The organism is Mesorhizobium sp. (genome assembly GCF_004963255.1).
GTDB lineage: Bacteria > Pseudomonadota > Alphaproteobacteria > Rhizobiales > Rhizobiaceae > Mesorhizobium.
This window is the reverse complement of sequence record NZ_SUGA01000014.1, coordinates 1-22,439: the sequence shown is the minus strand read 5'-3', so window position 1 is coordinate 22,439 and position 22,439 is coordinate 1. Positions and strand designations below refer to the sequence as shown.

The following is a 22,439-nucleotide window of genomic DNA, read 5'->3' as shown; positions in this document are numbered from 1 at the left end:
TAAGATGGTAAGATCACTGCCATGGCACCCTTTGAAATTTCCCGCTTGAATGTTGTTCGTTTGCTTGGCCCCTTGCGCAAACAAGCCGCTCGCTACCGAGGGGGTTCGGTAGTGGCCGGCGACGATCTGGTTGTCCTGACACTCCAGGCTGCGATTGCAGAGCAGGCAACTCGGCCTGCCGGCATTAGCGTTTACAGGTGGCTGTACAGCATCATGTGGCGGCGTCTCAATTGAGTGAAGCGCTCAAAAAGTTTGTGCGTGATGGTTCTGGTCTCCGTTCGGTGAGCCAGGTGCATGGCCAGCATCACGAACATGCCGATCGTGCATTCGGAGCCAGCGATGATGGGAGACCGGTCTAATGCCGGACCAAATTCCTCCTTTCGTTTTCGAAAGCTTTTTCATGGCTGGGTTCGAGTGCTCCTCGCACCGTCGGAAAGATGGCCATCGTCTGGATCTCGTGCGGGCGACAAGCCATGACATTCACGCGGCGGACGACTATCGTCGTTGCGCGGATTTGGGGTTGAGGACCATCCGTGATGGGCTGCGGTGGCATCTGATCGAGAGCGCCCCGGGCGTCTATGACTGGTCGAACTGGGTCTCGATGCTCGAAGCTGCCAGAACCGCGGGCGTTCAAGTTATCTGGGATGTCTTTCACTACGGGTCCCCTGATTATCTCGACCAGGGCAGCGAGCGAATGATCGAGAGCTATGCCTCTTTTGCGGGCGAAGCCGTCAGATTGCATCGAGCAATGACCGGCAAAGCCGCAATGGTTTGCCCGATAAACGAAATTTCGTTCTTCGCGTGGGCCGTCGAAGTTGGCTATTTCCCGCCTGCCGGACCTAAGAGGAAGGGTTGGTTCAAGCGCCATCTGGTGAAGATGGCCGTCAAGGGTATCGAAGCAATGCGTGAAGCTGATCCCGAATGCCGCTTCATTTGGGCGGAACCGCTCATCCACATCGCGCCGCGGGATCGCAGCGGTCCTGAGATGCGCCGCGCGGAGAATGCCCGCCAAGGACAATTCGAAGCCTACGACATGTTGATGGGGCACATCGAGCCGGAGTTGGGGGGAGCCGAGGATCTGATCGACGTGGTTGGGCTCAACTTCTATCCACACAACCAATGGTATCTGCAGGGACCGACAATCCCAATGGGCCACCACGAATACCGCGCTCTGTCGGAAATGCTCGTCGAAGTCGCCCACCGCTACCGCAAGCCCCTCTATATTGCAGAGACCGGCGCAGAGGGGACTGCAGGTCCCGCATGGCTTCACTACGTCTGCGATGAAGTGCGGGAGGCGATCAGCCAAGGAGCCCCCATCCAAGGAATCTGCCTCTATCCAATAACGGCCTATCCGGGATGGGACAATTCCCGCCACGCCGAAGTTGGCCTCTTTTCCGTCATCCACGCCGACGGCTCGCGTCGTGTCCGCCAATCCATGGCTAACGAACTCGCACGACAGCAGAGGCTCTTCAGAAATAGCTGACCCTCGCAGGGTTGCTGGGCCGGATAGACAAACTGTCCTATGCAGGTGCCGCGATAGCCGGCTGCAAACCGTGTGTAGCCGGAAGCGCTTTTTGAATACGTGCGAATGTCGCCAATGCCTGCCCTACGACCTGATCCATATTGTAATAGCGATACGTTGCCAGACGGCCGACGAACCACACATTGGGACAATTCGCGGCAAGCGCTTCATATTGTTTATAGAGCGCTTCGTTTTCCGAACGTGGCACGGGATAGTACGGGTCGCCAATGTCTGTCGGGTATTCGTAGGTGAGGCTGGTCTGGGCATTCCTCTGGCCAGTCAAATGCTTGTACTCGGTGATGCGGGTATAGGCTTCCGTCTGCGGATAGTTCACTACGGCTACCGGCTGAAATTGCTCGTGGTCGAGGGTGACATGCTCGAAGCGCAGTGAGCGGTAGGGCAGGCGGCCCAGCTTCCAGTCAAAGAATTCATCGATCGGTCCGGTGTAGATCAGCCGCCGGAAGGGAATTCGCTCTCGGATCTCTCGATAATCGGTCTGCAGCATGATCTTGATCCTGGGATTGTGCAACATTCGTTCGAACATGCGCGTATAGCCGCCGGCCGGCATCTGCTGGAAGCTGTCGCCGAAATAACGATCGTCACGGTTCGTTCTGGTTGGGACGCGGGCCGTCACCGACTTGCTCAACTGGCTGGGATCGACTCCCCACTGCTTTATGGTGTAGCCGCGGAAGAATTTCTCATAGAGCTCCCTACCGACGGTGCTGACAACCACGTCCTCGGCGGTGCGGACTTCGCCAACGGTTTCACGGCGCGACGCGAAGAACTCTTCCAGCTCTGCCGGGCTTAGCTCGAGACCATAAAGACGGTTGATCGTGTCGAGGTTTATCGGAATCGGCAGAAGCTTGCCGTCCACGAAAGCGAGTACACGGTGCTCGTAAGGGCGCCAGCTTGTGAACTGCGACAGATAGTCGACGATCGACTGGGCGTTCGTGTGGAATATATGCGGTCCATAACGATGAATGAGAATTCCCGCTTCGTTGTAGCAGTCGTACGCGTTGCCGCCGATGTGGCTGCGACGGTCGATGAGGAGAACGCTTTCGCCCCTTTGCGAGGCGATCCGCTCCGCGAGAACACTGCCGGCAAAGCCTGCCCCGACGATAAGCCAGTCGAACATGTCATGCGCTCCTGCGGAAGGGCACGACCTTCTTGCTTGTACCGGCTTTCTTGATATGGGCGGCCATGGCATCCCATGTTCGCTGCCATGACATATTTGCGAGATAAGCATCGACCGCCGGCAGGCGCATTTCGCGCGGTTGCGCGAGAACGGAGCGCAGTTTGGCCTCGATGTCGTCGGCTTCGGCGATCTCGACGAGGCCGGCGGCAGCGTAGCTTCGCACCACATCGACAATCGCAGTTGAGACCACGGGCAGGCCGGCGGCGAGGAACTCGGGAGTTTTCGTGGGGCTGATGAAGCGTGTCGCGTCGTTGAGCGCGAACGGCATCCAGCCGGCATCCCAATGCCGGAGATAACTGGGCAGATCCTGGTAGGCTTTGCTGCCGAGCCAATGCAGGTTATTTGCCCTCGGCAGGATGTCCGGATCGATTTTGACCACCGGACCAAGCATCACGAAGTGCACGTCTGGCATCGTGCTGGAAGCCTGCGCCACAAGATCGATATCGAGGCGCTCGTCGATGACACCGAAGAAGCCAACGCGAGGATGCGGGATGGTGAGCTGATCCGCCGGCTCCCCGCCGGGCGCCCTCGCCTTGTGAAAGTGGTCGACGTCAATGCTACTGGGGAAGGGATAGATCGCCCGATGTTGGCAACGCTTCGCTTCGAACAGGCTTAAGCCGCCCGTGAAGACCACATCGGCGCGTTCGAAGAGCGCCCGTTCCAGCAACGCAAGCTGGGCCGGCGCATTCTTGAACGCCGCAAGCTCGTCCATGCAGTCATAGACGCACACGTCGAAGTTGACATGCGCGCTGAAGCGCAGCGCCATCGGGGTATAATACCAGGCAGTCAATTGGGCATGCGGTGTCGATGCGATGATCCGGTCCAGATATCTGCGCTGGATCGCATCGGCTCTGGCGGGGCTGGTGCCGATCGGGAGCAGAGGGGTCGCTACCCGAATGCCCGGCGCAGCGTCGCAAAACCGAATGGACGAGTGGGAGCATTCTTCAAAAACGGGCTCCTCGAAGTAGAGGATTTGGTGCTCCCTCGAGGCATGCGTGAGAATGTGCTGCGGACGTTGATAGACGAAATTCCATCGCAAATGGGAGAAGCATATCAATAAATCTTGCTCTTTTCTGTTTTTAATGGTTGCTGGTATTCTTATCGCCGCGTCCATATAAGCTTTTCCCTAGTGACATTGCCGTTTAGACTGCGAATAACATTTGTTAATCGCGAGATGCAGGAAGCTATTCCTGCCGCATGTCTAACTGTCCGCCGATTAACTTGTTCCAGCCCGCGAGCGATATGCAGGCGGAGTGCCGGCCAGAGCGTGTGGCATCTCTGGCTGCAGCTTTCTGGGGACGGCCGCTCGGGTGCCGCATTTTCGTTGAATGAGCAGCTAAAATATTCAATGGCTTGAATTGATTCGTCGGACCGACGCCACCGGCGTTTAGTGGCTGACAATCCCTGGGGCAGACAGATGAAGATCGATTTCGAGACGAATGTGTTCCCGTTGTTTCACCCGCAAGCGGTGGACGATCTCAAGGACCCGTGCCCGGTTTATGACGGCCGGCTTTGGCATGTGTTCGGATCGAGCGGCACCGTGACTAGCGAGACCTGGAAGATTCTTCACGCCACGGCGCCGCAGTTGCATGGACCATGGACGGAGCACGCGCCAATTGGGCTCCCTGTCGCGGGGTCGGGCGTTGCGGCGCCTGGCGTCGTGCACGAAGACGGCGTCTTCCACATGTTCATCCAAACCGAGTTCATGAAATCCGGCGGCCGCTGTGAACACGCGGTGTCAAATGACGGGTTCAACTGGGTTGTGCTCAATCCGGCAATTCTGTCCGTGCCGGACACGGATGAAGACGGCATCTACGACCCGCACCCCGCTCTCATCGGCGGGAAGCGCTACCTCGTTTATTCCGGCATGCCGAAATTCACCCGCGTGCCGCAGCCGGACATCTATCTGGCGCGGAGCCAGTCCGATTCATGGTTCGGGCCTTGGAAGCGCTTGGGCAAAATCCTGGACCACAATGACATTCCCCACCACAACACGCGGGACGACCCCGACTACGAATGGGGGATTGAAGGTGCCCAGTTGGTGGAACTTCCAGACGGCCGCGTGCTCCTCAACGCCACCTGCTTCCTTCCGCACGGACCGCGCGGTAGCCGGCAGCGGGTGTTCTTCGCCGTTGCGAGCGCCCTTACCGGACCTTACGTCTCAATCGGGCCGGTGCTCGACCCGGGAGGGCCTGGAGAAAATGGCCACTCGACGGTGATGATCGATGGCGAGCGGCTGACCCTGTTCTACCAGAGTCGCGTTGCGGCGACGAACCATCGCTGGCGCTACGGCTTGGCGAGCTTCGACGTGTCCCTGCTTTCTAAGGTGGCCTGACCGGCTCTTAGCAAGCTCACCGGCCTTTTCGGCATAGCTGGTCCGTCGAACAAGATTGTCGTCGGGAACAATGTCTGTCCGCCGTTGTTCGGTCGCGTTCCAGTGGAGAGCTGCTAGCCATGTGCTTGCGGCAAACAACCAGAAATTCGCGGCCCATCCCCAGAGGGCGAACCGGGCTCATGGTCGTTGTTTTTGCAGCCCCATCGTCTGGCAGGCTAAGAATGCAAGCTGATGCGAGGACGTCATGCGCCCCGGTATGAACATTTTCAATTTCGGAAGTGACAGCGCTGAAAGCGACGTCCGCAATGCAAATCGCATTTCGACAAGCGATGTAGACCAACTCGCTTATTTCGCCGCAGTGAACGGCATCACGGAGCAACAGGCACGGGACCTGATCCAAAAGCATGGAGACAATCTTGCCGTGCTCGTCAAGGAAGCTCGGAAGCTGCGCGAGCTCGAGTGACGTCATCTAGGTCAACCAAGGCCAACGCAGAGCGGATCCGGGGACATTTTTAACGAATTCCGGTTCGGATATCGCGGCACCCAGCTCCTTGCTATTCCCGGTGCCTAGTCGGAGCTCAACTCCGCTCTCTGGCATAGGCCCGCCCGACGGCAAGAAGGCCGCGGCGGACTAAGGCCGCCTGCGCCCTTCAGTAGATTCTTCTGACCTTCGTCTGCGAGTTCGCAAACACCTCGTCGGGAACGAAGAAGTCGCCTGCGAGCTGATCGGCGGCGCCAGGCGCGTATACCGAAAAATCCGTCACGCCTTCGGCGCGCAGCACCTCTTCGTCGATGTAGAAATTGCCGGTCGCCTCACGCGACGGTCGCATGAAGATCGCATGTGCGGCGTCGGCCATGATGTCGGGCGAGCGGCTCATCGCCGCCACCGTCGCGCCGCCCAGAAGGTTGCGCACAGCGGCCGTGTCGATGGTCGAGATCGGCCACAGCGAGTTGACGGCGATGCCAGCTCCAGCGAACTCGGCGCTCATGCCAAGCGTGCACATCGACATGCCAAATTTCGCCATCGTGTAGGCGACATGGTTCTTGAACCATTTGGCCTTCATGTCGAGCGGCGGCGCCAGATTCAGGATGTGAGGGTTCTTGGCCAACTTCAGGTGCGGAATGCACATTTTGGAGACCAGGAACGTGCCGCGCGTGTTGATCTGATGCATCAAATCGTAGCGCTTCATGTCGGTCTCCAGCGTGCCGGTGAGCTGGATGGCGCTGGCATTGTTGACGCAGATGTCGATGCCGCCGAACCGCTCCACGGTTTTCGCCACCGCCTCGGCGACCTGCGCTTCGTCGCGGATATCGCAAAGCACCGGCAGCGCTTTGCCGCCGGCCTGCTCGATTTCTTGCGCCGCGGTATAGATGGTGCCCGGCAGCTTCGGATGCGGCTCGGCGGTCTTGGCAGCGATCGTCACATTGGCGCCGTCTCTCGCTGCCCTGAGCGCGATCGCCAGCCCGATGCCGCGCGATCCGCCCGAGATGAACAGCGTCTTTCCGTTGAGCGACATCCTTCGCCTCCCTCTGCAATAAGGCAGGCAACTTGCGCGGCAGACAGCCGTGGCGCAAGAGCGGAAAGCAACCCGAGTGTTTACGTTGCGTAGCGCAGGAAACCTTGCTGGCACCGGGCCGGGGTCACTTGAGATTCAGATCAGGCCGAGTCGAGAATGATGGCTTCCGAGAACCGGAGCGGAGCGTACTTGAAGTACGTGAGCACCGGAAGCGCAGGAAGCCGTCGTTCGCAGGCCGGCATCACCTGAATATCAAGTGACCCCTAGACCAGCACCAGCCCCTGCCGCATCGCAATCGCGATCGCGTCCGTCCGGTTGGCGGCGCCGAGCTTGATCAGGATGGCGGCTACATGGAACTTCGCCGTGTGGACCGAAATGTTGAGCCGGCGGGCGATCACCTTGTTCGGGGCGCCTTCGGCGAGCAGCGCCAGCACCTCCGCCTCGCGCGGCGACAGGGCCGGACGCGCCGGGTTGTCCTCCGGCACGTCCTCTTCGGCGAGCCCGTCATGGAAATCGCCATGCGCGACTTCCGATGGCCCTGCCCTGTCGATGCGATAACCGGAAGCTGCGAGCCGCGCCGCGGCAGCGATCAGCAGGCCGTCGGCCGACGGCGGCAGCACGGCGACCACATTGCCGGGAAGCCGCTCGTGTCCACTGCGGCGGGAGAGCAGCACAACAGGCATCGTCGAGCCGACGGCCCGGCTTTCCAAGGCCGCATCGTCTGTCACCGCAACATCCGCGGACTGGCCGGTGCTGCTTCCGGCCAGCGTCGGTAGCAGATCGTCACTGGCGGCGAGCGCATCGGCAAGCTGCTCGGCACGCTGCGCATCGCCGAGCGCCACCAGCACCGTTAGCCGGTGGGCTGACGGTTCCGGTCGTGCGATCATCTGTGCCGCGCTGCTTGCCATCGATCCTCTCAGCTCAGTGGCTTCTCGCCGATGGTGATCGAGACGTCGCGCTCAGCGCCGCCGCTCGAAACACCAAGCGTCACGGTGGTACCCGCGCTGTCCGGCCCGAGCTTGCGGATCAGTTCGCGCGGGCCATGCACGGCTTCGCCGTTCCAGGAAACGACGATGTCGCCGACATGCAGGCCGGCGGCCTTGGCAGGGCCGTTGTCGTCGAGGCTCATCACCATGGCGCCTTTGGTGTCGCCGTTGCGGATCGGATGCAGCCCGGCGCCGAGATAGCCGCGCGCCACGTGGCCCTTCTCGCGCAGCGTCGCGACCGCGCGCTCGATCGTCTCGAAAGGCATGACCAGCGCCCGCCGGCGCGGTCCGAACAACAGCATGCCGATCAGGCCGCCCTTGGCGTCGAGCACCGGACCGCCCTCGAAGCGTCCGCCGGTGTTGATAGCGAGGTTAATGCGCCGGTCGATCGTGCCGCCGCGCATCGAGCGCCAGGCTGGCCCGACCTCGCCGACCGTGCCGAACACGGTAAGTGCTGCGCCATCGCTGTTGCCCACGGCAATCGCCAGATTGCCGGGCCGCACGGTGCCGGCCTGAGTGAGTTGCGGCAAACCCGCAGCGCCGGAAGCCGGCTTCAGCAGCGCAACGCCCGTCGACGGATCGCGGCCGACGAGTTCGGCCTTGGCGGTTTCGCCGGAGGCCAGCGTCAATTCGATCTCTTCGCCGGCTTCGACCGCTTCCTCGGCGGTAACGAAGTAGCCGTCGCGCCAGTGGAAGGCGCTCGCGGTGCGGTGATGGTGCGTGACGAAACTCGCGAGCGCGGGCGCAGCGGTGGCGGCGACATCGGCGATCGCGTCGGAAAAGGCACTGAGATTGAAGTCGCTCATAAGACTGTCTCCTGGGTTCGGTGACCCAGATATCGCTCCACAATGCCGTCGCGGATACTCGCCTGACGGCTAGTCACCGCCCCGACTGGCCATCTGGTCAGGTCGCGGCAATTGCGGCCGCTTCGCACATATAGTCATCATTCCACGAGGGAACACACCGATGGCCTTCGCAGCCGAAAAACTTCCATCCGATGACGCTTTGCTCGACGCTTACTCGGTATCCGTTGCCGACGCCGTCGACCGCATCGGACCGGCCGTCTGCCGCATCGAACGCATCGGCGCCGGCGGTCACGGTTCGGGCTTCGTTATCGCGCAGGATGGACTGGTCGTCACCAACTTCCATGTCGTTGGCGATGCGCGCGCCGTGCGCGTCACCATGCCGGACGGCGCCTCTCGCGAAGGCCACGTGCTTGGCCGCGACCCGGACACCGACATCGCGCTGGTCCGCGCCGACGGCAGTTTCGCCGATGTCGCGCCGCTCGGCGATTCCAAGCGCCTGCGCCGCGGCCAGATCGCGATCGCGATCGGCAATCCGCTCGGCTTCGAATGGACCGTCACCGCCGGCGTCGTCTCCGCGCTCGGCCGCTCGATGCGCGCCTCGACCGGCCGGCTGATCGACGATGTCATCCAGACCGACGCCGCGCTCAATCCCGGCAATTCCGGCGGACCGCTGGTGTCGTCGGCGGGCGAGGTGATCGGCGTCAACACCGCCATGATCCACGGCGCGCAAGGCATTGCCTTCGCGGTCGCCTCCAACACCGCCAATTTCGTCATCTCGGAAATCATCCGCTTCGGCAGCGTGCGCCGCGCCTTCATCGGCGTCTCCGCCGACACGACCAACCTGCCGCGCCGCGCCGCGCTGTTGTCGCAGGTGACCACGAACACGGCGGTGCGCCTGCGCAGCGTCGAGAAGAACGGCCCCGCCGCCAAGGCCGGCCTGAAGGAAGGCGACATCATCGCGGCGATCGACGGCCGGCCGGTGACCGGCGTCGACGACCTCGTGCGCATGCTCGACGCCGAGCGCATCGACCGCGAGACGCTCTGCACCGTCGTGCGCCGCACCGGCGTCAGCCAAGTTGTGGTGGTGCCGGTGGCGCGGACAAGCTAAGCCTCGCTGGCTTAGCTTCCCGCCATCCCCTCGGCATATTGCGCCAAAAATTCCTCACTTGGCGGGATCGGCTTGACGACGTCGATCAGGACACCATTGGGGTCCCTGGTGATGAAATGGCGCTGGCCGAACGGCTCGTCGCGCAAGCTGCGCAGGATCGGCAGGCCGGCAGCGACGGCACGCTCATAGACGGCGTCGGGATCGCGCACCTCGAAGTTGATCAGCAGGCCTGACGTTCGTCCGCGCCCCTCCTCCGGGATCGTCTCATGATCCCCTTGCACGACGCCTAGATTGACGCGCCTGTCCTCAGCCGATTGCAGATGCACATACCAGTCGCTTTGGAAGAGCGGCTTGAAGCGGAAATGCTCGACATAAAAGGCCGCCGTGCCTTCGACATCGCCCGTCATCAGCACCGGATAATAGCTGGTCGTCTTCATCTTTCCTTCTCCTCGCATCCAACATACAGTCTGTATGTAAGTGAAAATAACATACAGGCTGTATGTATGCAACAACAGTCCGGACGCCGCTCCAACCGCGACCGCACCGAGGCGACGCGCGCCGATCTGATCCGCGCGGCGCGAAAGCTGTTCACGGAAAAATCCTATGCCGAGACCGGCACGCCGGAGATTGTCGCCGAGGCCGGCGTGACGCGCGGCGCGCTCTATCATCATTTCGCCGACAAGCAGGCCCTGTTCGCCGCGGTCGTGGAACAGGAAGCGGCGGCCGTGGCGGCCGAGATCGATCATGCCTCACCGCCGTCGCTCTCCGCGCGCGACGCGCTGATCGCCGGATCGGACGCCTATCTCGAGGCAATGCGGGCGCCCGGCCGCACGCGGCTTCTGCTGCTCGACGGACCGGCCGTGCTCGGCCGCGCCGCCATGGACGAGATCGACAACCGCCACGGCAACCGCTCGCTGCGCGAAGGCTTGGTCGCCGCGATGCGGGCGCAGCAGCTGACCAGATTGCCGGCCGAGGCGCTGACCGCCCTGCTCGCCGCCGCCTTCGACCGGGCGGCTCTGGCCATCGAGGCCGGCGCGCCTGCCGAGGATTATCGCGCGGTGCTGATCGCGCTCATGGACGGCTTGTCTCCGGTTCCTCCTCCGTCCACACGCCCGGCTCCATCTCGTTGAAGCAGCCCAGCTGGCGCCTGAACTCGTCGATAAGCCAAGTCGCCGCCGGCTTGGGGCTGCGATCGTTGCGGTGCATGGCGTAGAGCGGCGAGCGCACCTCGCGATAGGGCTCCAGATCGAGCTCCACCAATCGGCCGCTGGCTAGATCGTCGGCGATCAGCCAGCGCGGCAGGCCGCCCCAGCCGAGGCCCTCGCGCATCAGCGCATGCTTGGTGCGCATATCGGTCAGCCGCCAGGTGCGATAGGCAAAAACGCCATAGTCTCGCCCGCGCGTCCGCTCCGACTGGTCGGTGACGACAAGCTGGATATGCTCGCGCAGGTCCTCGACACCGACCGGCTTCGGCAGTTTGGCCAATGGATGTTCGGGCGCCGCCGCAGGCACCAGGGAGGTGAAGCCGATGCGCAGCAGATTGACGTCGGCATCGCCTTGCAGGCCGCCGAAGCCGAGATCCACCTGGCCGTTGACGACCTGGTCTACGATCAGGCCGAGCGAGCCGATATAAAGCCGCAGCATGACCGCCGGGAACTGCGCCTCGAAGGCCTTGAGCACGCGCACCAGCGCCGGTGAAGGCAGCGTCACGTCGACCGATATCGCCACTTCCGCTTCCAGCCCTTGCCGGTAGCCGTCGGCGCGCGAGCGGATGCGCTGCAGCACGCCGATCATGCGCCGCGCATCCTCCAGCATCGCCTTGCCGACATCGGTCAGCTGCGGCTCGCGCACGCCTTCGCGCTCGAACAGCTTCAGCCCAAGCTGCGCTTCGAGATTGGCGATGCCGTAGCTCACCACCGACTGCGCCCGGTTGAGCTTGCGCCCTGCTGCCGAGAAGCTGCCGGTATCGGCGACTGCCACCAGGATCTGGAGTTGGTCCAATGTCGGGTTCGGCTGGATGGCTATGCATCCATTTTGTTGATGGATTGTATACATATTATACCAGTTATCCTGATGGAGCAGCAATCCCATATTGGCGTGGAAAGTTTCAATCCAACCCCAAGGGACACCGCCATGTCTATTCTTCTCGTTACCTCCAGCCCGCGTGGCGCCGCTTCGCACTCGACCCGCGTCGCCACCGATCTCGCCCGGAAGCTTGTTGCCGCCGATCCGACCAGCACGCTTGTCGTGCGCGATCTGGTCGCCAATCCGCTGCCACATATCGACCCTGATTACGCCACCGGCATCTACACGCCGGCCGAAGCCCGCACGCCGCGCCAGGCCGAGGTCGTGGGCGTTTCCGACGCCGTGCTCGACGAGGTCTTCGCCGCCGACACGATCATCCTCGCCACCGGCTTCATCAACTTCAACATCTCCTCGACGTTGAAGTCTTGGGTCGACCACGTTGCCCGCTCCGGCAAGACCTTCGCTTACGGCGAGAACGGTCCGAAGGGCCTCGTCGCCGGCAAGAAGGTCTACATCGTGCTCGCTTCCGGCGGCATCTATTCGGAAGGCGCCGCGGTGCAGATGGACCATGCAGTCCCCTATCTGCGCAGCGTGCTTGGCTTCCTCGGCATGACCGACGTTGAAGTGATCCGCGTCGAGGGCGTCGGCATGGGCGCCGATGCCGTGACCGCCGCGCTCGCCAAGGCCACCGCCAAGGTCGACGCGATCGCTGCCGCCAATGCCAATCAGGCCGCCGCCGCTGCCTGATCGCCGATGCAGGACATGAAAGAGGCAGGCGCCCACCGGCGCCTGCCTCTTTTGCATTTGGCTGGCGATTTCCCACCCTACAGAGGCGGCAGCACCACCGCCGGGTGGCGGTCCTCGCGCAGGATCAGTCCAAGGCTGTAATCCAGCGCCAGCTTCATGGCACCGAGCGCGGTGCCGACATCTTCCAGCGTGCTGACCGCGATCGGCGTCGGCCAGGCCAGTTCGCCGGCCACCCGCTCGACCTCCGCCGTCATCAGCGCGTTGCGGCCGACGCCGCCGCCAAGCACGATCAGGCCCGGATCGAGCATGCCGATACAGCCGGCCGCGAGCCGGCCGATATCGGCGGCATGGCGCGAGACCGCCTCGGCGGCCGGACGCGATCCTGCGAGAGCCAGCGCGAACAACTCCTTGGCGGAGTTCGGCGGGGTCCCCTCTTGCGCCGGCCATGCCTGCCGGCTGCGCTCGACAAGCGCCCGTGAGCCGAGATAGTGCTCAAGCCCCTCGCGATAAGGCACGTCGCTGGCCGACCACGGAAATGGCATGCGGCCGACTTCGCCGGCCGCGCCGCCAGCGCCGCGATAGAGCCGGCCTTCATTGATCAGGCCCAGGCCGACGCGAACGCCGACCTGCAGGAAGGCAAAGGTCTCGTGACCCTGCGCGGCGCCGAAATGCCTTTCGGCGATCGCCGCGCAGTTGACGTTGTTTTCGAGGATGATCGGCACATCGATGTTGCGGCGGAGCGTATGCAGCACCGCGTCCGGACCGTTGCTCTGGCCATTGCCGAGGCGGCTGTGCGAGACGATGCGCGGCACCGCAACCGCGATGCTGCGTAAGGTGCGAAAAGCCTTGCCGACCTTGGCCGGGATCGATTTGGCCACCGCAAGAATGACTGCCCCGGTCTCATCGGCGGTCGCCCCGTCCGGAATGCTCTCTTCCACCGTTGCCAGGGGCTGGGCATCCATCGAATAGGCGACGGCGCGCACCTGTGCCGCGCCGACATCGATGCCGATCACATAGCCGGCGCCGGGGCCGATGCCATAGATGGTGGCGGTCCGCCCGATGGCGCCGCGTTCGGTCCCGCGCGACGCGACCAGGCCAAGCGCGCTGAGCTCGGAAACCGCGGCCGACATGGTCGGCTTGGAGAGTTCCAGCATCGAGCCGAGCTTCGGCCGGGTCACCGGGCCCTGCGAGGCCAGCAGGCGCAGCACGGCGCGGGCGCTTTCTGTCAGGCTTGGGATTTCGGATGGAGCCATCTGCGACGTCGTTCCGCCTTCATCCTCTTGGCGCTCGGCCAGCCGCGCTGGTTCGCATAGCACGAATCAAACCGCGACAATTGCCATTCTGATGCGTTTCGGCGGATTGCGCGAATGCGCCCTGCCGACAGAACAAGCCTGGCGTCCAGAAGAACTAAAGCTCCGTCGGCGACCAGGGCTTGAGCTTGGTGTCGGTCTGCCGGTAGCGGAAAGTGATGTCGGTCAGCCCGGCCGCATCTTGCATGTCCGCGACGACCATCTGCAGCGCGATGATCTCCAGGATGCCGTCCGCGATCGCATTGCCCAGCGCCGGGACGACTATCACGGCGAGCTTCTCGGTGGCGGCGATATCGGTCCGTCGCGTGATCAGCACAGAGGGGCAGCCGAAGCCGGCGACATCCTGCGCGATCTTGACCTCGCGGTGCTCGCCGAAGGCGATCAGGCCGCCGGTGGCCGAGTCCTGCGATTCCATCGGGCCGTGCAGATAGTTCAGCGTGTCCCAGCCTGAGGCAGGAACCCGGACCGCCTCGCGTATCAGCATCGCCGCCTCGCCCGCATTGGCAAAGCCGATACCGGCGCCAACGATGTCGATGGACGCACGCGCGGCCAACAACCTGGCCGCGCGGCCGGCGCTCTCCCAGCCATCGGCCAGCAGGCGTTCGACCGCCGGCGGCAATTGCGTCCAGTCGAAGCCGCCGCCGGCGATCTTGTCGACCAGCATGCCCAGCGCGAGCAGGGTGCCCGTGTAGCCGGTCGAACTGGCGCCGTTGTCCGCGCCCGAGTCCATGGCGATCACCGCGCCGGTGATGTCGGCCAGCGGATTGTCGGCGCCGCGGCAGATGGCAAGCCGCGGATAGGCTTTCGCCTCCAGCATCACATCGGCGATTTCGCGGCTCTGGCCGGAAGCCGACAGGGCAACAAAGGCGTCCGCTGCCGCATCCGTCCGGCCATAGAGCTCGGTCGGCACGAAGGCGAAACCCCGCCTGCCGAACTGACGCAGATAGAAGGCGCCGGCAAGCGCCGCCTGATAGCTGGCGCCAATGCCGGCAAAGCCGATCGCGCCGCCGGCAAAGCCGGACAGGTCGAGCATATCGAGCGTCCTTGCCACGGCCTGTCTTCCGATTTCCAGGCTTTCGGCCTGGCGTGACACCGCCGGGCGGTAACCGATGCGCTTCATGTCAATGCTCCTTGATCCGCCCTCAGCCGTTGCCGCGCTTCTTGCCCGCGACAAGGCGCCCAGCCAAAGCCACCGCGCCGATCACCGGCGGCTCGCGCAGCAGGACCACGCGGCTCGTTGGCGACACCGATGCCATCGCCCTGACGAAAGCTTCCATCAGCATCGGCTGCTCGGCAATGACGCCGCCGCCGGCGACGACCAGCGACGCATTGGCGCCGCGTTCGATCAGCAATTGCACTAGCGCCGCGAGCCCCTCCCCGCCTTCCTCGATGACGCGCGAAGCGAGCGGCGAACCGGCGTTCGCGGCATCGAAGACGGCGTTGGCGTAGCGGCCCCAGGCCGCGGCGCCCCGCGTCTCGTTGAGCAATATGCCGAGCTTGGTCTGGTCGTCGGTTCCGATTTCGCGCATCAGCATGGCGATCAGCGGATCGCTCTCCTGGCCGCGGTCGAGCGCGCGGCGGATCGCCTTGGCGGCTTCGCGCACCAAGGCAGCAGCACTCCCCTCGTCGCCCAGGATCCAGCCCCAGCCGCCGGCGGCAAGCATCTTGCCCTCGACCGTGCGCGCGACCGCGATCGAACCGGTGCCTGCCACGACGCCGATGCCGTCATCATAGCCGGCGGCGGGCACCATCAGCTCGGCATCGTTGACCACCTGCACGCTGGTTTTCAGATTGGCCGATAGCAGCGCCTGGAAACGCAGGCATTGCTCGTCGGTGTCGCAGCCATGCGCGCCGATGGCTATCGCCGCCGGCGCCGAAGCGCCGCACAGATCCATGACGATGGCCGAGAGCTTCAGCGCGTCGGCCTCCATCTGGCGGATCCGCCATTCGTCGGTGATAACCGTCTTGTCGAACAACACGGTGTCGTCGCGACGCCCCAGGATGCGCGTCTTGGTGCCGCCTACATCTACGCCGACCAGCAGGTTCTGACCCACGAGCATTCCCTTCGCCAGACGCGCCGCCGAAGCGCCGCGCAATGTAAGCAATCACGTTAGTTAGGAAACTTTACAAACTATCTTTCCAGACGGCAAGAACTATGATTTGATCAATCGCGTCAAAGCGCATGAAGCGCTGAATGGGAGATCAGCAAGATGAGCAGGAGAAGGATCGGCCTGGCCCTCGCGGCCGCCTCTTTCGCATGGGGATGTGCAACAAGTCTGGCGCACGCCGCCGACATCTCGTTCTGGACCTGGCGCCAGGAAGATAAGGCCGCCTATAACGCGCTTTTCGCCGACTTCACCAAGGCCAATCCGGACATCCACGTGAAGTTCGAATCCTTCCCGGATGAGAACTATCCGACGATCGTCTCGACGGCATTGGCCGGCGGCAAGGGCGGCGACGTCATCCACACTCACGCCTATGGCTGGCTCGAGCAGTTCGTGAAGGCCGGCTATTTCGAGCCGCTCGACATGGCGACGGTTCCCTCGCTCGCCAACCAGCCGGCGGATGCGCTGGTGTCCGGCACTTACCGCGCCGACAAGAAGGTCTATTCGCTGCCCTTCGCCTCGCAGACGCTTGGCCTATTCATCAACAAGGACGTCTTCGCCAAGGCCGGCCTGACGCCGCCGACCACCTGGGACGAGTTCATCACCGTCAGCAAGGCGCTGAAGGAGAAGGGCATCTATCCCTTGGCCAACGGCATGGGCACCAGCTGGTTCAACGAAATGTTCGTGGCCATCTTCACCAATCCATTCCTCGGCCAGGACTTCGTCAGCGACCTGACCAGCGGCAAGACCACCTTCAAGGATCCGCGCTATGTCGCGGCGCTCGGCAAGCTGCTCGAGCTACGCCCCTATATGCCCGACGGCTTCGAAGGCATTGACTACGAGACGGCCGGCCAGCTGTTTCTGAGCGGCAAGGCGGCAATGCTCGCCGGCGGCAGCTTCGACATCGCCACTTACCGGTCGCAGAACCCCGCCATCAACATGGACTTCGTCGCCCCGCCGATGGCGAAAGCCGGCGACACGCCGCAGGCCACGAAATTCTTCGACGGCGGCTACGCGGTCAATTCCAAGTCGGCCAACAAGGAAGCGGCGCTCAAGCTGGTCAACTGGATGGGCACCAAGGAGTTCGGCGACAAGTTCTCGGCGCTTCTCGGCAACATCTCGCCGATCAAGGGCGTCGTCATCAAGGACGAGCTGCTCTCGCATGTCGCCAAGTTGAACGAGACGGCGATGCCGCATATCAATGTCGTCTATTTCCGCTTCGAAAAGCCGACGGGATCGGAACTGCTGCAGGGCGACATCACCAAGATGATGTCGGGATCGATCACGCCGGACCAGCTTGCCGCCGACCTCACCGACGGCCTCGCCAAATGGTACAAGCCGTTCCAGGGCAAATGAGATGACAGAAGGCTGGCGCCACACAGCGAAACCCTTTGCGTGGCGCCGGTCGCTCTGGATTGCCGCCCTGCTGACGCCGGCGCTGCTCGTCATGGTGCTGTTCGTGCTGTGGCCGCTTTTGTCGGCCTTCCGCTTCGCCTTCTATGAATTCAACGGCTTGCGGCCTTCGGGTTTCATTGGACTTGAAAACTTCCGCAAGGTTCTGTTCGAAAAGCCGTACAGCGACTGGACCTGGAATGCGTTCAAGCACAATGTCATCGCCTTCCTGGCGCTGATGCTGTTCGAGAACGGCACTGCCTTCCTGATCGCCTTTGCGCTGCTCAAGGCGCTGCCGGGACACCGCATCCACCAGGTCATCGTCTTCCTGCCGGTGGTGCTGTCGGCGGTGATCGTTGGTTTTCTGTGGAAGCTGTTCCTGCATCCGCTGTTCGGGCTGGTGAACCAGTTGCTCGGCCTGGTCGGCATCGGCGCGGTGCCGTGGCTGGGTAACGAAAATACCGCGCTCGGCAGCATCCTGTTCGCCAACATCTGGCACTGGCTCGGCTTCCCGACGCTGGTGCTGCTCGCCGGCATGCAGCGCATCAGCAAGGACGTGCTGGAGGCCGCGCGCCTCGACGGCGCCGGCGACTACGCGCTGATGACAAAGATCGTCTGGCCGCTGATCGCGCCGAGCGTCACCATCGTCACCATCCTGACCTTCATCGGCAGCTTCAACTGGTTCGAGATCCCCTATGTCATGGCCGGCCTGACCGGTTCGCCGGGCGGCTCGACCGACGTGCTCGGTCTCTATTTCTACCGCACCGCCTTTGGCAGCACGACCACCGGCATCCAGGATTTCGGCCAGGGCAGCGCGCTGGCGGTGCTTATGTTCGTCTTCGTCGCCGGCATCACCGCAATCGCTTTGCGCTACCTGCGCCGCCGCGAGATCGAGCAGTGAGGGATCGCGGCGAGACGATCAGGAACGGCGCCATCCAGCTCTTGCTGGCGGGCAATGCCGTGATCATGATCTATCCGCTGTTCGTCATGGTGGCCTCGTCATTCAAGACCAATGCCGAGATCTTTTCCTCGCCGCTTTCGCTGCCGACACATTTCTCGAGCGCCAATCTGGAGAAGGTCTGGACCGAGACCAATTTCGTCCGTTACCTGGCGAATTCGGTCGGCATCACCGCCGCCTCCGTCGCGCTGATCCTGCTGTTCAGCACGCTCGCCAGCTACGCCATCGCCCGCTACCGGTTCCGGCTGAGCTCGCTGGTGCTGATGTTCTTCCTCAGCGGCATGACGGTGCCTTTGAAGCTGGCGATCATCCCGCTGTTCATCCAATTGGACACGCTCGGCCTCGTCGACAGCTATCTCGGCCTGGTGCTGGTCTATGTGGCGATGGGCATTCCCTCGGCCGTCTTCATCATGACCGGCTTCCTGCGCACCTTGCCGCGCGAGCTGGAGGAATCCGCCCGCATGGATGGCGCCAGCGAGCTTCGCATCATGTGGTCGATCATGCTGCCGCTGGCGCGGCCGGCGCTGGTCATCGTGGCGATCCAGAACGCGGTGCCGATCTGGAACGACTTTTTCTTCCCGCTGGTGCTGATCACCTCCGACAATTTGAAGACACTGCCGCAGGGGCTGACCGTGTTCGTCGGCGAATTCACCACCGACTGGGGGGTGCTGTTCACCGGGCTGACACTGGCGGCGCTACCGATTACGCTGCTCTATATCGTGCTGTCGAAGCAGTTCATCTCCGGCATCACGCAAGGCGCGGTGAAATAGGCGCGGTCAACTAGCGAGAGATCGAGGATCATCAGTGGCGAACCAGAACAAGATCATCATCACCTGCGCGGTCACCGGCTCGATCCACACGCCGTCGATGTCGCCGCATCTGCCGGTAACGGCCGAGGAGATCGCCACCGCGGCAATCGAGGCGGCCGAGGCGGGCGCAGCGATCGTCCACCTCCATGCCCGCAATCCGGTCGACGGCCGCCCCGACCAGTCGACCGAGGCCTTCGCGCCGTTCCTGCAGGTCATCAAGCAGCGCTCCAACTGCGTCGTCAACATCACCACCGGGGGTGCCGCGACGATGAGCGTGGAGGAGCGCGTCAGGCCGGCGAAGGTGTTCGCGCCGGAGGTCGCGTCGCTCAACATGGGCTCGATGAATTTCGCGCTGTTCCCGATGCTGGAACGCTTCAAGACCTTCGGGCACGACTGGGAACGGCCTTATCTCGAATCCTCGCGCGACCGCATCTTCCGCAACACTTTCGGCGACATCGAGCACATATTGCGCACCTGCGCCGACAACGGCACGCGCTTCGAGATCGAGTGCTACGACATCGGCCATCTCTACACGCTGGCGCATTTCGTCGAGCGCGGCCTGGTCAAGGCGCCCTTCTTCGTCCAGAGCGTGTTCGGCATCCTCGGCGGCATCGGCACGCATCCGGAGGATGTCGCGCACATGAAGCGCACCGCCGACCGCCTGTTCGGCAACGACTATCACTGGTCGGTGCTTGGCGCCGGCCGCCATCAGCTGCCGATCGCCACGCAGGCGATCGCGCTCGGCGGCAATGTGCGAGTCGGCCTGGAGGATTCGCTCTGGATCAGCAAGGGCAAACTCGCCCGCTCCAGCGCCGAACAGGTCACCAAGGTCCGCCAGATCATCGAAGGCCTCGGCGCCTCGATCGCCACCCCCGACGAGGCGCGCCAGATCCTGCAACTCAAGGGCGGCGACAAGGTCTCGTTCTGATCAAGAGAAGCTGGCCGGCGCAGTCGAAGCTACGGCAGCTAGCCGAACATCCGCTCGCCCTGCTCGTCGACCAGCTGGATGCCCTTCTTGATCGAGATGTCGACGGCGTCGTCCAGACCGGCGAAGCGGTCGGCGCGGATGAAGCGGTGCTCCTTCAGCACGCCGTCCACTTCCTTCGAGACGACGCCGCATGTCTGGTATTGGCCCTCGGCCTTGTAGGGCGTCGCGCTGATCAGGAAGCCCTTGTGCTCGACCTGCTTGGCCGGCTTGGCGCTGCCGGTCTCCGTGGCCTCACTGCTGCCGCCGCCGAAAAGCTTTTTCAGAAAAGACATTTTTTGAAACTCCATTCACGCGGGCGTCGAAGATCCAGCAGCGCCCTGTTTAATCTGACTTTGTCTCAGCATGCGCGAATGCGCCGCCATGTTCCAGTCCCTTGACGAAAACGCCGACCAGCAGCTCGATCTGATGCCAGATCTCCTCGGTCTGCCTGCTGTTGGAATTTGCAACGTAGCCGCTGGTCACGATGCCGTGCACGCTTGACCACAAGGTTCGCGCCGCAAGCGCGCGGCGGCCGTCGTCGAGGCCGAAATCGCCTGCCTTGAGCACGCCGGCGACGATGTCGAAGAGCGCATCAAGCAGCGCGTCATAGGCATCCGGACCCGGCCGCGTCGCGCGGCGGCGATTGAAGGCAAGCACGGCCGGCCAGCTCCCGGGATGCGCCTCTACGAAGCGCACATAGGCCGCCGCCATGGCCAGGATGCGGTGCTGAACATCGGTTACCCCTTGCCTTTCGAGATCGGCCATGGCCGCGAGGCCCGTCGCGCCGAGCCGGTCGAGCAGCCGCATGTTGACAGCCCGGTGCACCTCGTCGAGATCGGCAAAGAGGTTGTAGACCGATCCGACCGAAATGCCGGCCTGCTCGGCGATGGTGCGCGCTTTCAGGTTCTCGGCGCCGCCCTCATTGAGCAGCGCCTCGGCGATGGCGAGCACCTTCTCGCTCATTTCTTCCTTGTCCAGCGCCATGCTCTTTCCTGTCGTTCTGTCGGGTGGCCGGCATGCCACGTTCATTCCGTCTGCCTGCGTTTACCATGCTCGACGCCTCATGAACAGCGTTCAAAATAGCTCTTGAACAATGTTCATTTCTTGGTATGTTGATTTCGTGAACAACGTTCACATCAACAGGGAGAAGACTTAAATGCTTAGCCTGATCAAGACATTGCTGGACGGCGCCAGCGCCCGGGCCGAGGACAATCTGAAGGACCGTTTCGCCATCGACCTTCTGGCGCAGCGCATCCGCGACGCGGAGGCGGGCCTCGCCGCCGCAAAGCAGACGCTTGCCTCGCTGATCGTGCGCCAGCGTGCCGAGCAGACCAGCCTCGACCAGCTCGACCGCCGCATCGCCGATCTGGAAACCCGCACGCTGAGTGCGCTTTCGGCCAACAACCAAGCACTTGCAGAAGGCGGCGCCTCTGCGATCGCGGAGCTCGAGAACGAGCGCGAGGTGCGCCGCGCCACCGTAAAGAGCCTGGGCGAGAAGACCTTGCGGATGCGCCTGTCCGTCGAACAGGCGCATCGCCGCATCATCGGCCTCAACCAGGGCATGATCTCGGCCAGGGCGATCGATGCCGAACGCAAGGCGCAGTCGCGCCTCAACCGATCGATCGGCCGCACGGCGAGCATCAATGACGCGGAGGAACTGCTGGCCCGCATCAAGGACAGCCCGGACCCGTTCGAGGAGGCCGGCATTCTCGACGAGATCGACGGCGAGCTGCGCCACGAGGCGATCCGTGAGCGCCTCGCAGAGGCAGGACACGGACCGGCCACCAAGGTCCGCGCCGAGGATGTTCTGGCACGCCTGAAATCGCTGAACTGAACCCGCAATTTTCCCAGTCAGATCAATCAGATCAAACCAAAGGAAGACGACGATGAACGGCAACCAGACCTATATCCTGTTCAACACCGTGTCGGTGGGCGCCGCCTATTTCATGCTCGGCCTGTCTCTGTGGCTGGCGCCGGTCGACCTCTCGACCAAGGGCTACTGGGCAATGGGCATCCTCCTGCTTACCGGCAGCCTGGTGAACCTGGTCAAATACCGCACCGACGAGCGGATCGCGGCCGAGACCACGGCCAAGATCGAGAAGGCGCGCAACGAGAAGCTGATCAGCGAATATGTCGGCAAGGAATAGTCCCTGCCCTATCAATCGCTGACTGAATGCAAAAAGCCCGGATCGCTCCGGGCTTTTTGGCTGCTCTTATGAAAATGGCTTAGCGCCGCGCCAGCGCCTCGATCGCCTCGGCGGCGTCTTCCAGGATGCTGATCGCCTCGGCCTGCTTGTCTTCCGGCGCGTCGGCGATGTCGCCGAGCGCGGCGCGCAGACGATGTCGCAGCGCGCGGAACTGGTCGCGCTTTTCCGAACGGCCGCGGCGCCCCTCGTCCTTGTCGTCGCCCCAGCCGAACCACTCGCGCGCCGCGGCCATCTTGCGGCCGAAGCGCTCGAGATGGTCGAGCACGCCGTCGATCATCTCGCGGTTCTCGTCGAGATGCGTCCTGCCGGCCTCGGTGATGGAAAACACCTTCTTGTTGCCTTCGCTGGACGACACCGCGTAGCCCGCCTCTTCCAGGAAGGTCAGCGTCGGATAGACCACGCCCGGGCTCGGGCTGTAGACGCCGCTGGTGCGCTCTTCCAGCGCCTTGA

At 63.2% G+C, this 22,439-nt stretch carries 25 protein-coding genes; 12 read left to right on the top strand and 13 right to left on the bottom strand.

Annotation, left to right across the window (positions count from 1 at the left end):
• The first annotated feature begins 358 nt into the window (after positions 1-358).
• Positions 359-1,483, top strand: coding sequence for a beta-glucosidase (locus E5X34_RS16475; RefSeq protein ID WP_292566683.1), 1,125 nt, complete (start codon positions 359-361; stop codon positions 1,481-1,483).
• 37 nt (positions 1,484-1,520) lie between these two features.
• Here the strand turns inward: E5X34_RS16475 and glf are convergent, their stop codons facing one another.
• Complete coding sequence (gene glf, locus E5X34_RS16470) at positions 1,521-2,657, bottom strand: UDP-galactopyranose mutase (RefSeq protein WP_292566679.1); 1,137 nt, start codon at positions 2,655-2,657, stop codon at positions 1,521-1,523.
• A 1-nt stretch (position 2,658) separates the two neighbouring features.
• Positions 2,659-3,831, bottom strand: a complete 1,173-nt coding sequence (locus E5X34_RS16465) for a glycosyltransferase (protein ID WP_292566676.1) — start codon at positions 3,829-3,831, stop codon at positions 2,659-2,661.
• A gap of 303 nt (positions 3,832-4,134) precedes the next feature.
• Between E5X34_RS16465 and E5X34_RS16460 the strand changes: the two genes are divergently transcribed.
• The gene (locus E5X34_RS16460) at positions 4,135-5,052 is read left to right on the top strand and encodes a hypothetical protein (protein WP_292566673.1); all 918 of its coding nucleotides are present in this window, start codon (positions 4,135-4,137) and stop codon (positions 5,050-5,052) included.
• A gap of 256 nt (positions 5,053-5,308) precedes the next feature.
• Positions 5,309-5,515, top strand: a complete 207-nt coding sequence (locus E5X34_RS16455; RefSeq protein WP_292566670.1) for a DUF3606 domain-containing protein — start codon at positions 5,309-5,311, stop codon at positions 5,513-5,515.
• Positions 5,516-5,702: 187 nt separating this feature from the next.
• Here the strand turns inward: E5X34_RS16455 and E5X34_RS16450 are convergent, their stop codons facing one another.
• The 3 genes from E5X34_RS16450 to E5X34_RS16440 all read right to left on the bottom strand — a co-directional run bounded on the left by E5X34_RS16450 (position 5,703) and on the right by E5X34_RS16440 (position 8,361).
• Positions 5,703-6,569, bottom strand: a complete 867-nt coding sequence (locus E5X34_RS16450; RefSeq protein WP_292566668.1) for an NAD(P)-dependent oxidoreductase — start codon at positions 6,567-6,569, stop codon at positions 5,703-5,705.
• 263 nt (positions 6,570-6,832) lie between these two features.
• Entirely contained in the window at positions 6,833-7,477 is a 645-nt protein-coding gene (locus tag E5X34_RS16445) for a helix-turn-helix transcriptional regulator (RefSeq protein ID WP_292566665.1), read from the bottom strand.
• Between the two features lie 8 nt (positions 7,478-7,485).
• Positions 7,486-8,361, bottom strand: coding sequence for a S1C family serine protease (locus tag E5X34_RS16440; protein ID WP_292566662.1), 876 nt, complete (start codon positions 8,359-8,361; stop codon positions 7,486-7,488).
• A gap of 160 nt (positions 8,362-8,521) precedes the next feature.
• Here E5X34_RS16440 and E5X34_RS16435 point away from each other — a divergent pair, with 160 nt between their 5' ends.
• Entirely contained in the window at positions 8,522-9,469 is a 948-nt protein-coding gene (locus E5X34_RS16435) for a trypsin-like peptidase domain-containing protein (protein ID WP_292566659.1), read from the top strand.
• Between the two features lie 11 nt (positions 9,470-9,480).
• On the opposite strand, the gene E5X34_RS16430 is transcribed toward E5X34_RS16435, so the two are convergent.
• On the bottom strand, positions 9,481-9,906 hold the full coding sequence (locus E5X34_RS16430; protein WP_292566656.1) for a VOC family protein: 426 nt from the start codon (positions 9,904-9,906) through the stop codon (positions 9,481-9,483).
• Between the two features lie 66 nt (positions 9,907-9,972).
• Here E5X34_RS16430 and E5X34_RS16425 point away from each other — a divergent pair, with 66 nt between their 5' ends.
• The gene (locus E5X34_RS16425) at positions 9,973-10,599 is read left to right on the top strand and encodes a TetR/AcrR family transcriptional regulator (protein WP_292566654.1); all 627 of its coding nucleotides are present in this window, start codon (positions 9,973-9,975) and stop codon (positions 10,597-10,599) included.
• On the opposite strand, the gene E5X34_RS16420 is transcribed toward E5X34_RS16425, so the two are convergent.
• Positions 10,541-11,488, bottom strand: coding sequence for a LysR family transcriptional regulator (locus tag E5X34_RS16420; RefSeq protein WP_292566943.1), 948 nt, complete (start codon positions 11,486-11,488; stop codon positions 10,541-10,543). The two genes, E5X34_RS16425 and E5X34_RS16420, sit on opposite strands and share 59 nt — an antisense overlap.
• Positions 11,489-11,602: 114 nt before the next feature.
• On the opposite strand from E5X34_RS16420, the gene E5X34_RS16415 reads away from it, so the two are divergent.
• Positions 11,603-12,241 carry an FMN-dependent NADH-azoreductase gene (locus E5X34_RS16415; RefSeq protein ID WP_292566651.1) on the top strand — a complete coding sequence of 213 codons (639 nt, stop codon included), beginning with the start codon at positions 11,603-11,605 and terminating at the stop codon, positions 12,239-12,241.
• Between the two features lie 77 nt (positions 12,242-12,318).
• On the opposite strand, the gene E5X34_RS16410 is transcribed toward E5X34_RS16415, so the two are convergent.
• The 3 genes from E5X34_RS16410 to E5X34_RS16400 form a co-directional block, all read right to left on the bottom strand.
• A complete protein-coding gene (locus tag E5X34_RS16410; RefSeq protein ID WP_292566648.1) occupies positions 12,319-13,494 on the bottom strand; it encodes an ROK family transcriptional regulator in 1,176 nt (391 codons plus the stop codon).
• 154 nt (positions 13,495-13,648) lie between these two features.
• Positions 13,649-14,671 (bottom strand): SIS domain-containing protein, encoded by a 1,023-nt coding sequence (locus E5X34_RS16405; protein WP_292566646.1) that lies wholly within the window; start codon positions 14,669-14,671, stop codon positions 13,649-13,651.
• 22 nt (positions 14,672-14,693) lie between these two features.
• Positions 14,694-15,611 (bottom strand): BadF/BadG/BcrA/BcrD ATPase family protein, encoded by a 918-nt coding sequence (locus E5X34_RS16400; protein ID WP_292566643.1) that lies wholly within the window; start codon positions 15,609-15,611, stop codon positions 14,694-14,696.
• 150 nt (positions 15,612-15,761) lie between these two features.
• Between E5X34_RS16400 and E5X34_RS16395 the strand changes: the two genes are divergently transcribed.
• The 4 genes from E5X34_RS16395 to E5X34_RS16380 are packed head-to-tail and all read left to right on the top strand — an operon-like array spanning position 15,762 to position 19,743.
• Positions 15,762-17,012, top strand: coding sequence for an extracellular solute-binding protein (locus E5X34_RS16395; RefSeq protein ID WP_292566640.1), 1,251 nt, complete (start codon positions 15,762-15,764; stop codon positions 17,010-17,012).
• A gap of 1 nt (position 17,013) precedes the next feature.
• Entirely contained in the window at positions 17,014-17,949 is a 936-nt protein-coding gene (locus E5X34_RS16390) for a sugar ABC transporter permease (RefSeq protein ID WP_292566638.1), read from the top strand.
• Complete coding sequence (locus tag E5X34_RS16385; RefSeq protein ID WP_292566635.1) at positions 17,946-18,776, top strand: carbohydrate ABC transporter permease; 831 nt, start codon at positions 17,946-17,948, stop codon at positions 18,774-18,776. Before E5X34_RS16390 ends, E5X34_RS16385 begins: the two co-directional genes overlap by 4 nt.
• 34 nt (positions 18,777-18,810) lie before the next feature.
• A complete protein-coding gene (locus E5X34_RS16380) occupies positions 18,811-19,743 on the top strand; it encodes a 3-keto-5-aminohexanoate cleavage protein (protein WP_292566632.1) in 933 nt (310 codons plus the stop codon).
• 38 nt (positions 19,744-19,781) lie between these two features.
• On the opposite strand, the gene E5X34_RS16375 is transcribed toward E5X34_RS16380, so the two are convergent.
• Both E5X34_RS16375 and E5X34_RS16370 read right to left on the bottom strand, forming a co-directional pair.
• A complete protein-coding gene (locus E5X34_RS16375) occupies positions 19,782-20,075 on the bottom strand; it encodes an HlyU family transcriptional regulator (RefSeq protein ID WP_042646993.1) in 294 nt (97 codons plus the stop codon).
• Positions 20,076-20,124: 49 nt separating this feature from the next.
• Positions 20,125-20,766 carry a TetR/AcrR family transcriptional regulator gene (locus E5X34_RS16370; RefSeq protein WP_292566626.1) on the bottom strand — a complete coding sequence of 214 codons (642 nt, stop codon included), beginning with the start codon at positions 20,764-20,766 and terminating at the stop codon, positions 20,125-20,127.
• Positions 20,767-20,938: 172 nt separating this feature from the next.
• On the opposite strand from E5X34_RS16370, the gene E5X34_RS16365 reads away from it, so the two are divergent.
• Positions 20,939-21,616 (top strand): PspA/IM30 family protein, encoded by a 678-nt coding sequence (locus E5X34_RS16365; protein WP_292566623.1) that lies wholly within the window; start codon positions 20,939-20,941, stop codon positions 21,614-21,616.
• Between the two features lie 52 nt (positions 21,617-21,668).
• Complete coding sequence (locus E5X34_RS16360; protein ID WP_292566620.1) at positions 21,669-21,929, top strand: YiaA/YiaB family inner membrane protein; 261 nt, start codon at positions 21,669-21,671, stop codon at positions 21,927-21,929.
• A 79-nt stretch (positions 21,930-22,008) separates the two neighbouring features.
• On the opposite strand, the gene E5X34_RS16355 is transcribed toward E5X34_RS16360, so the two are convergent.
• A partial coding sequence (locus E5X34_RS16355; RefSeq protein WP_292566617.1) for a PadR family transcriptional regulator occupies positions 22,009-22,439 on the bottom strand: 431 nt, incomplete at its 5' end.

Coding starts and splice junctions, on each gene's coding strand:
- E5X34_RS16440 (WP_292566662.1), bottom strand. CDS start 8,361: ATGAGCGACTTCAATCTCAGTGCCTTTTCCGACGCGATCGCCGATGTC.
- E5X34_RS16450 (WP_292566668.1), bottom strand. CDS start 6,569: ATGTCGCTCAACGGAAAGACGCTGTTCATCTCGGGCGGATCGCGCGGC.
- E5X34_RS16375 (WP_042646993.1), bottom strand. CDS start 20,075: ATGTCTTTTCTGAAAAAGCTTTTCGGCGGCGGCAGCAGTGAGGCCACG.
- E5X34_RS16430 (WP_292566656.1), bottom strand. CDS start 9,906: ATGAAGACGACCAGCTATTATCCGGTGCTGATGACGGGCGATGTCGAA.
- E5X34_RS16425 (WP_292566654.1), top strand. CDS start 9,973: ATGCAACAACAGTCCGGACGCCGCTCCAACCGCGACCGCACCGAGGCG.
- E5X34_RS16365 (WP_292566623.1), top strand. CDS start 20,939: ATGCTTAGCCTGATCAAGACATTGCTGGACGGCGCCAGCGCCCGGGCC.
- E5X34_RS16460 (WP_292566673.1), top strand. CDS start 4,135: ATGAAGATCGATTTCGAGACGAATGTGTTCCCGTTGTTTCACCCGCAA.
- E5X34_RS16370 (WP_292566626.1), bottom strand. CDS start 20,766: ATGGCGCTGGACAAGGAAGAAATGAGCGAGAAGGTGCTCGCCATCGCC.
- E5X34_RS16400 (WP_292566643.1), bottom strand. CDS start 15,611: ATGCTCGTGGGTCAGAACCTGCTGGTCGGCGTAGATGTAGGCGGCACC.
- E5X34_RS16445 (WP_292566665.1), bottom strand. CDS start 7,477: ATGGCAAGCAGCGCGGCACAGATGATCGCACGACCGGAACCGTCAGCC.
- E5X34_RS16435 (WP_292566659.1), top strand. CDS start 8,522: ATGGCCTTCGCAGCCGAAAAACTTCCATCCGATGACGCTTTGCTCGAC.
- E5X34_RS16415 (WP_292566651.1), top strand. CDS start 11,603: ATGTCTATTCTTCTCGTTACCTCCAGCCCGCGTGGCGCCGCTTCGCAC.
- E5X34_RS16465 (WP_292566676.1), bottom strand. CDS start 3,831: ATGGACGCGGCGATAAGAATACCAGCAACCATTAAAAACAGAAAAGAG.
- E5X34_RS16455 (WP_292566670.1), top strand. CDS start 5,309: ATGAACATTTTCAATTTCGGAAGTGACAGCGCTGAAAGCGACGTCCGC.
- E5X34_RS16390 (WP_292566638.1), top strand. CDS start 17,014: ATGACAGAAGGCTGGCGCCACACAGCGAAACCCTTTGCGTGGCGCCGG.
- E5X34_RS16395 (WP_292566640.1), top strand. CDS start 15,762: ATGAGCAGGAGAAGGATCGGCCTGGCCCTCGCGGCCGCCTCTTTCGCA.
- E5X34_RS16360 (WP_292566620.1), top strand. CDS start 21,669: ATGAACGGCAACCAGACCTATATCCTGTTCAACACCGTGTCGGTGGGC.
- E5X34_RS16410 (WP_292566648.1), bottom strand. CDS start 13,494: ATGGCTCCATCCGAAATCCCAAGCCTGACAGAAAGCGCCCGCGCCGTG.
- E5X34_RS16475 (WP_292566683.1), top strand. CDS start 359: ATGCCGGACCAAATTCCTCCTTTCGTTTTCGAAAGCTTTTTCATGGCT.
- E5X34_RS16405 (WP_292566646.1), bottom strand. CDS start 14,671: ATGAAGCGCATCGGTTACCGCCCGGCGGTGTCACGCCAGGCCGAAAGC.
- glf (WP_292566679.1), bottom strand. CDS start 2,657: ATGTTCGACTGGCTTATCGTCGGGGCAGGCTTTGCCGGCAGTGTTCTC.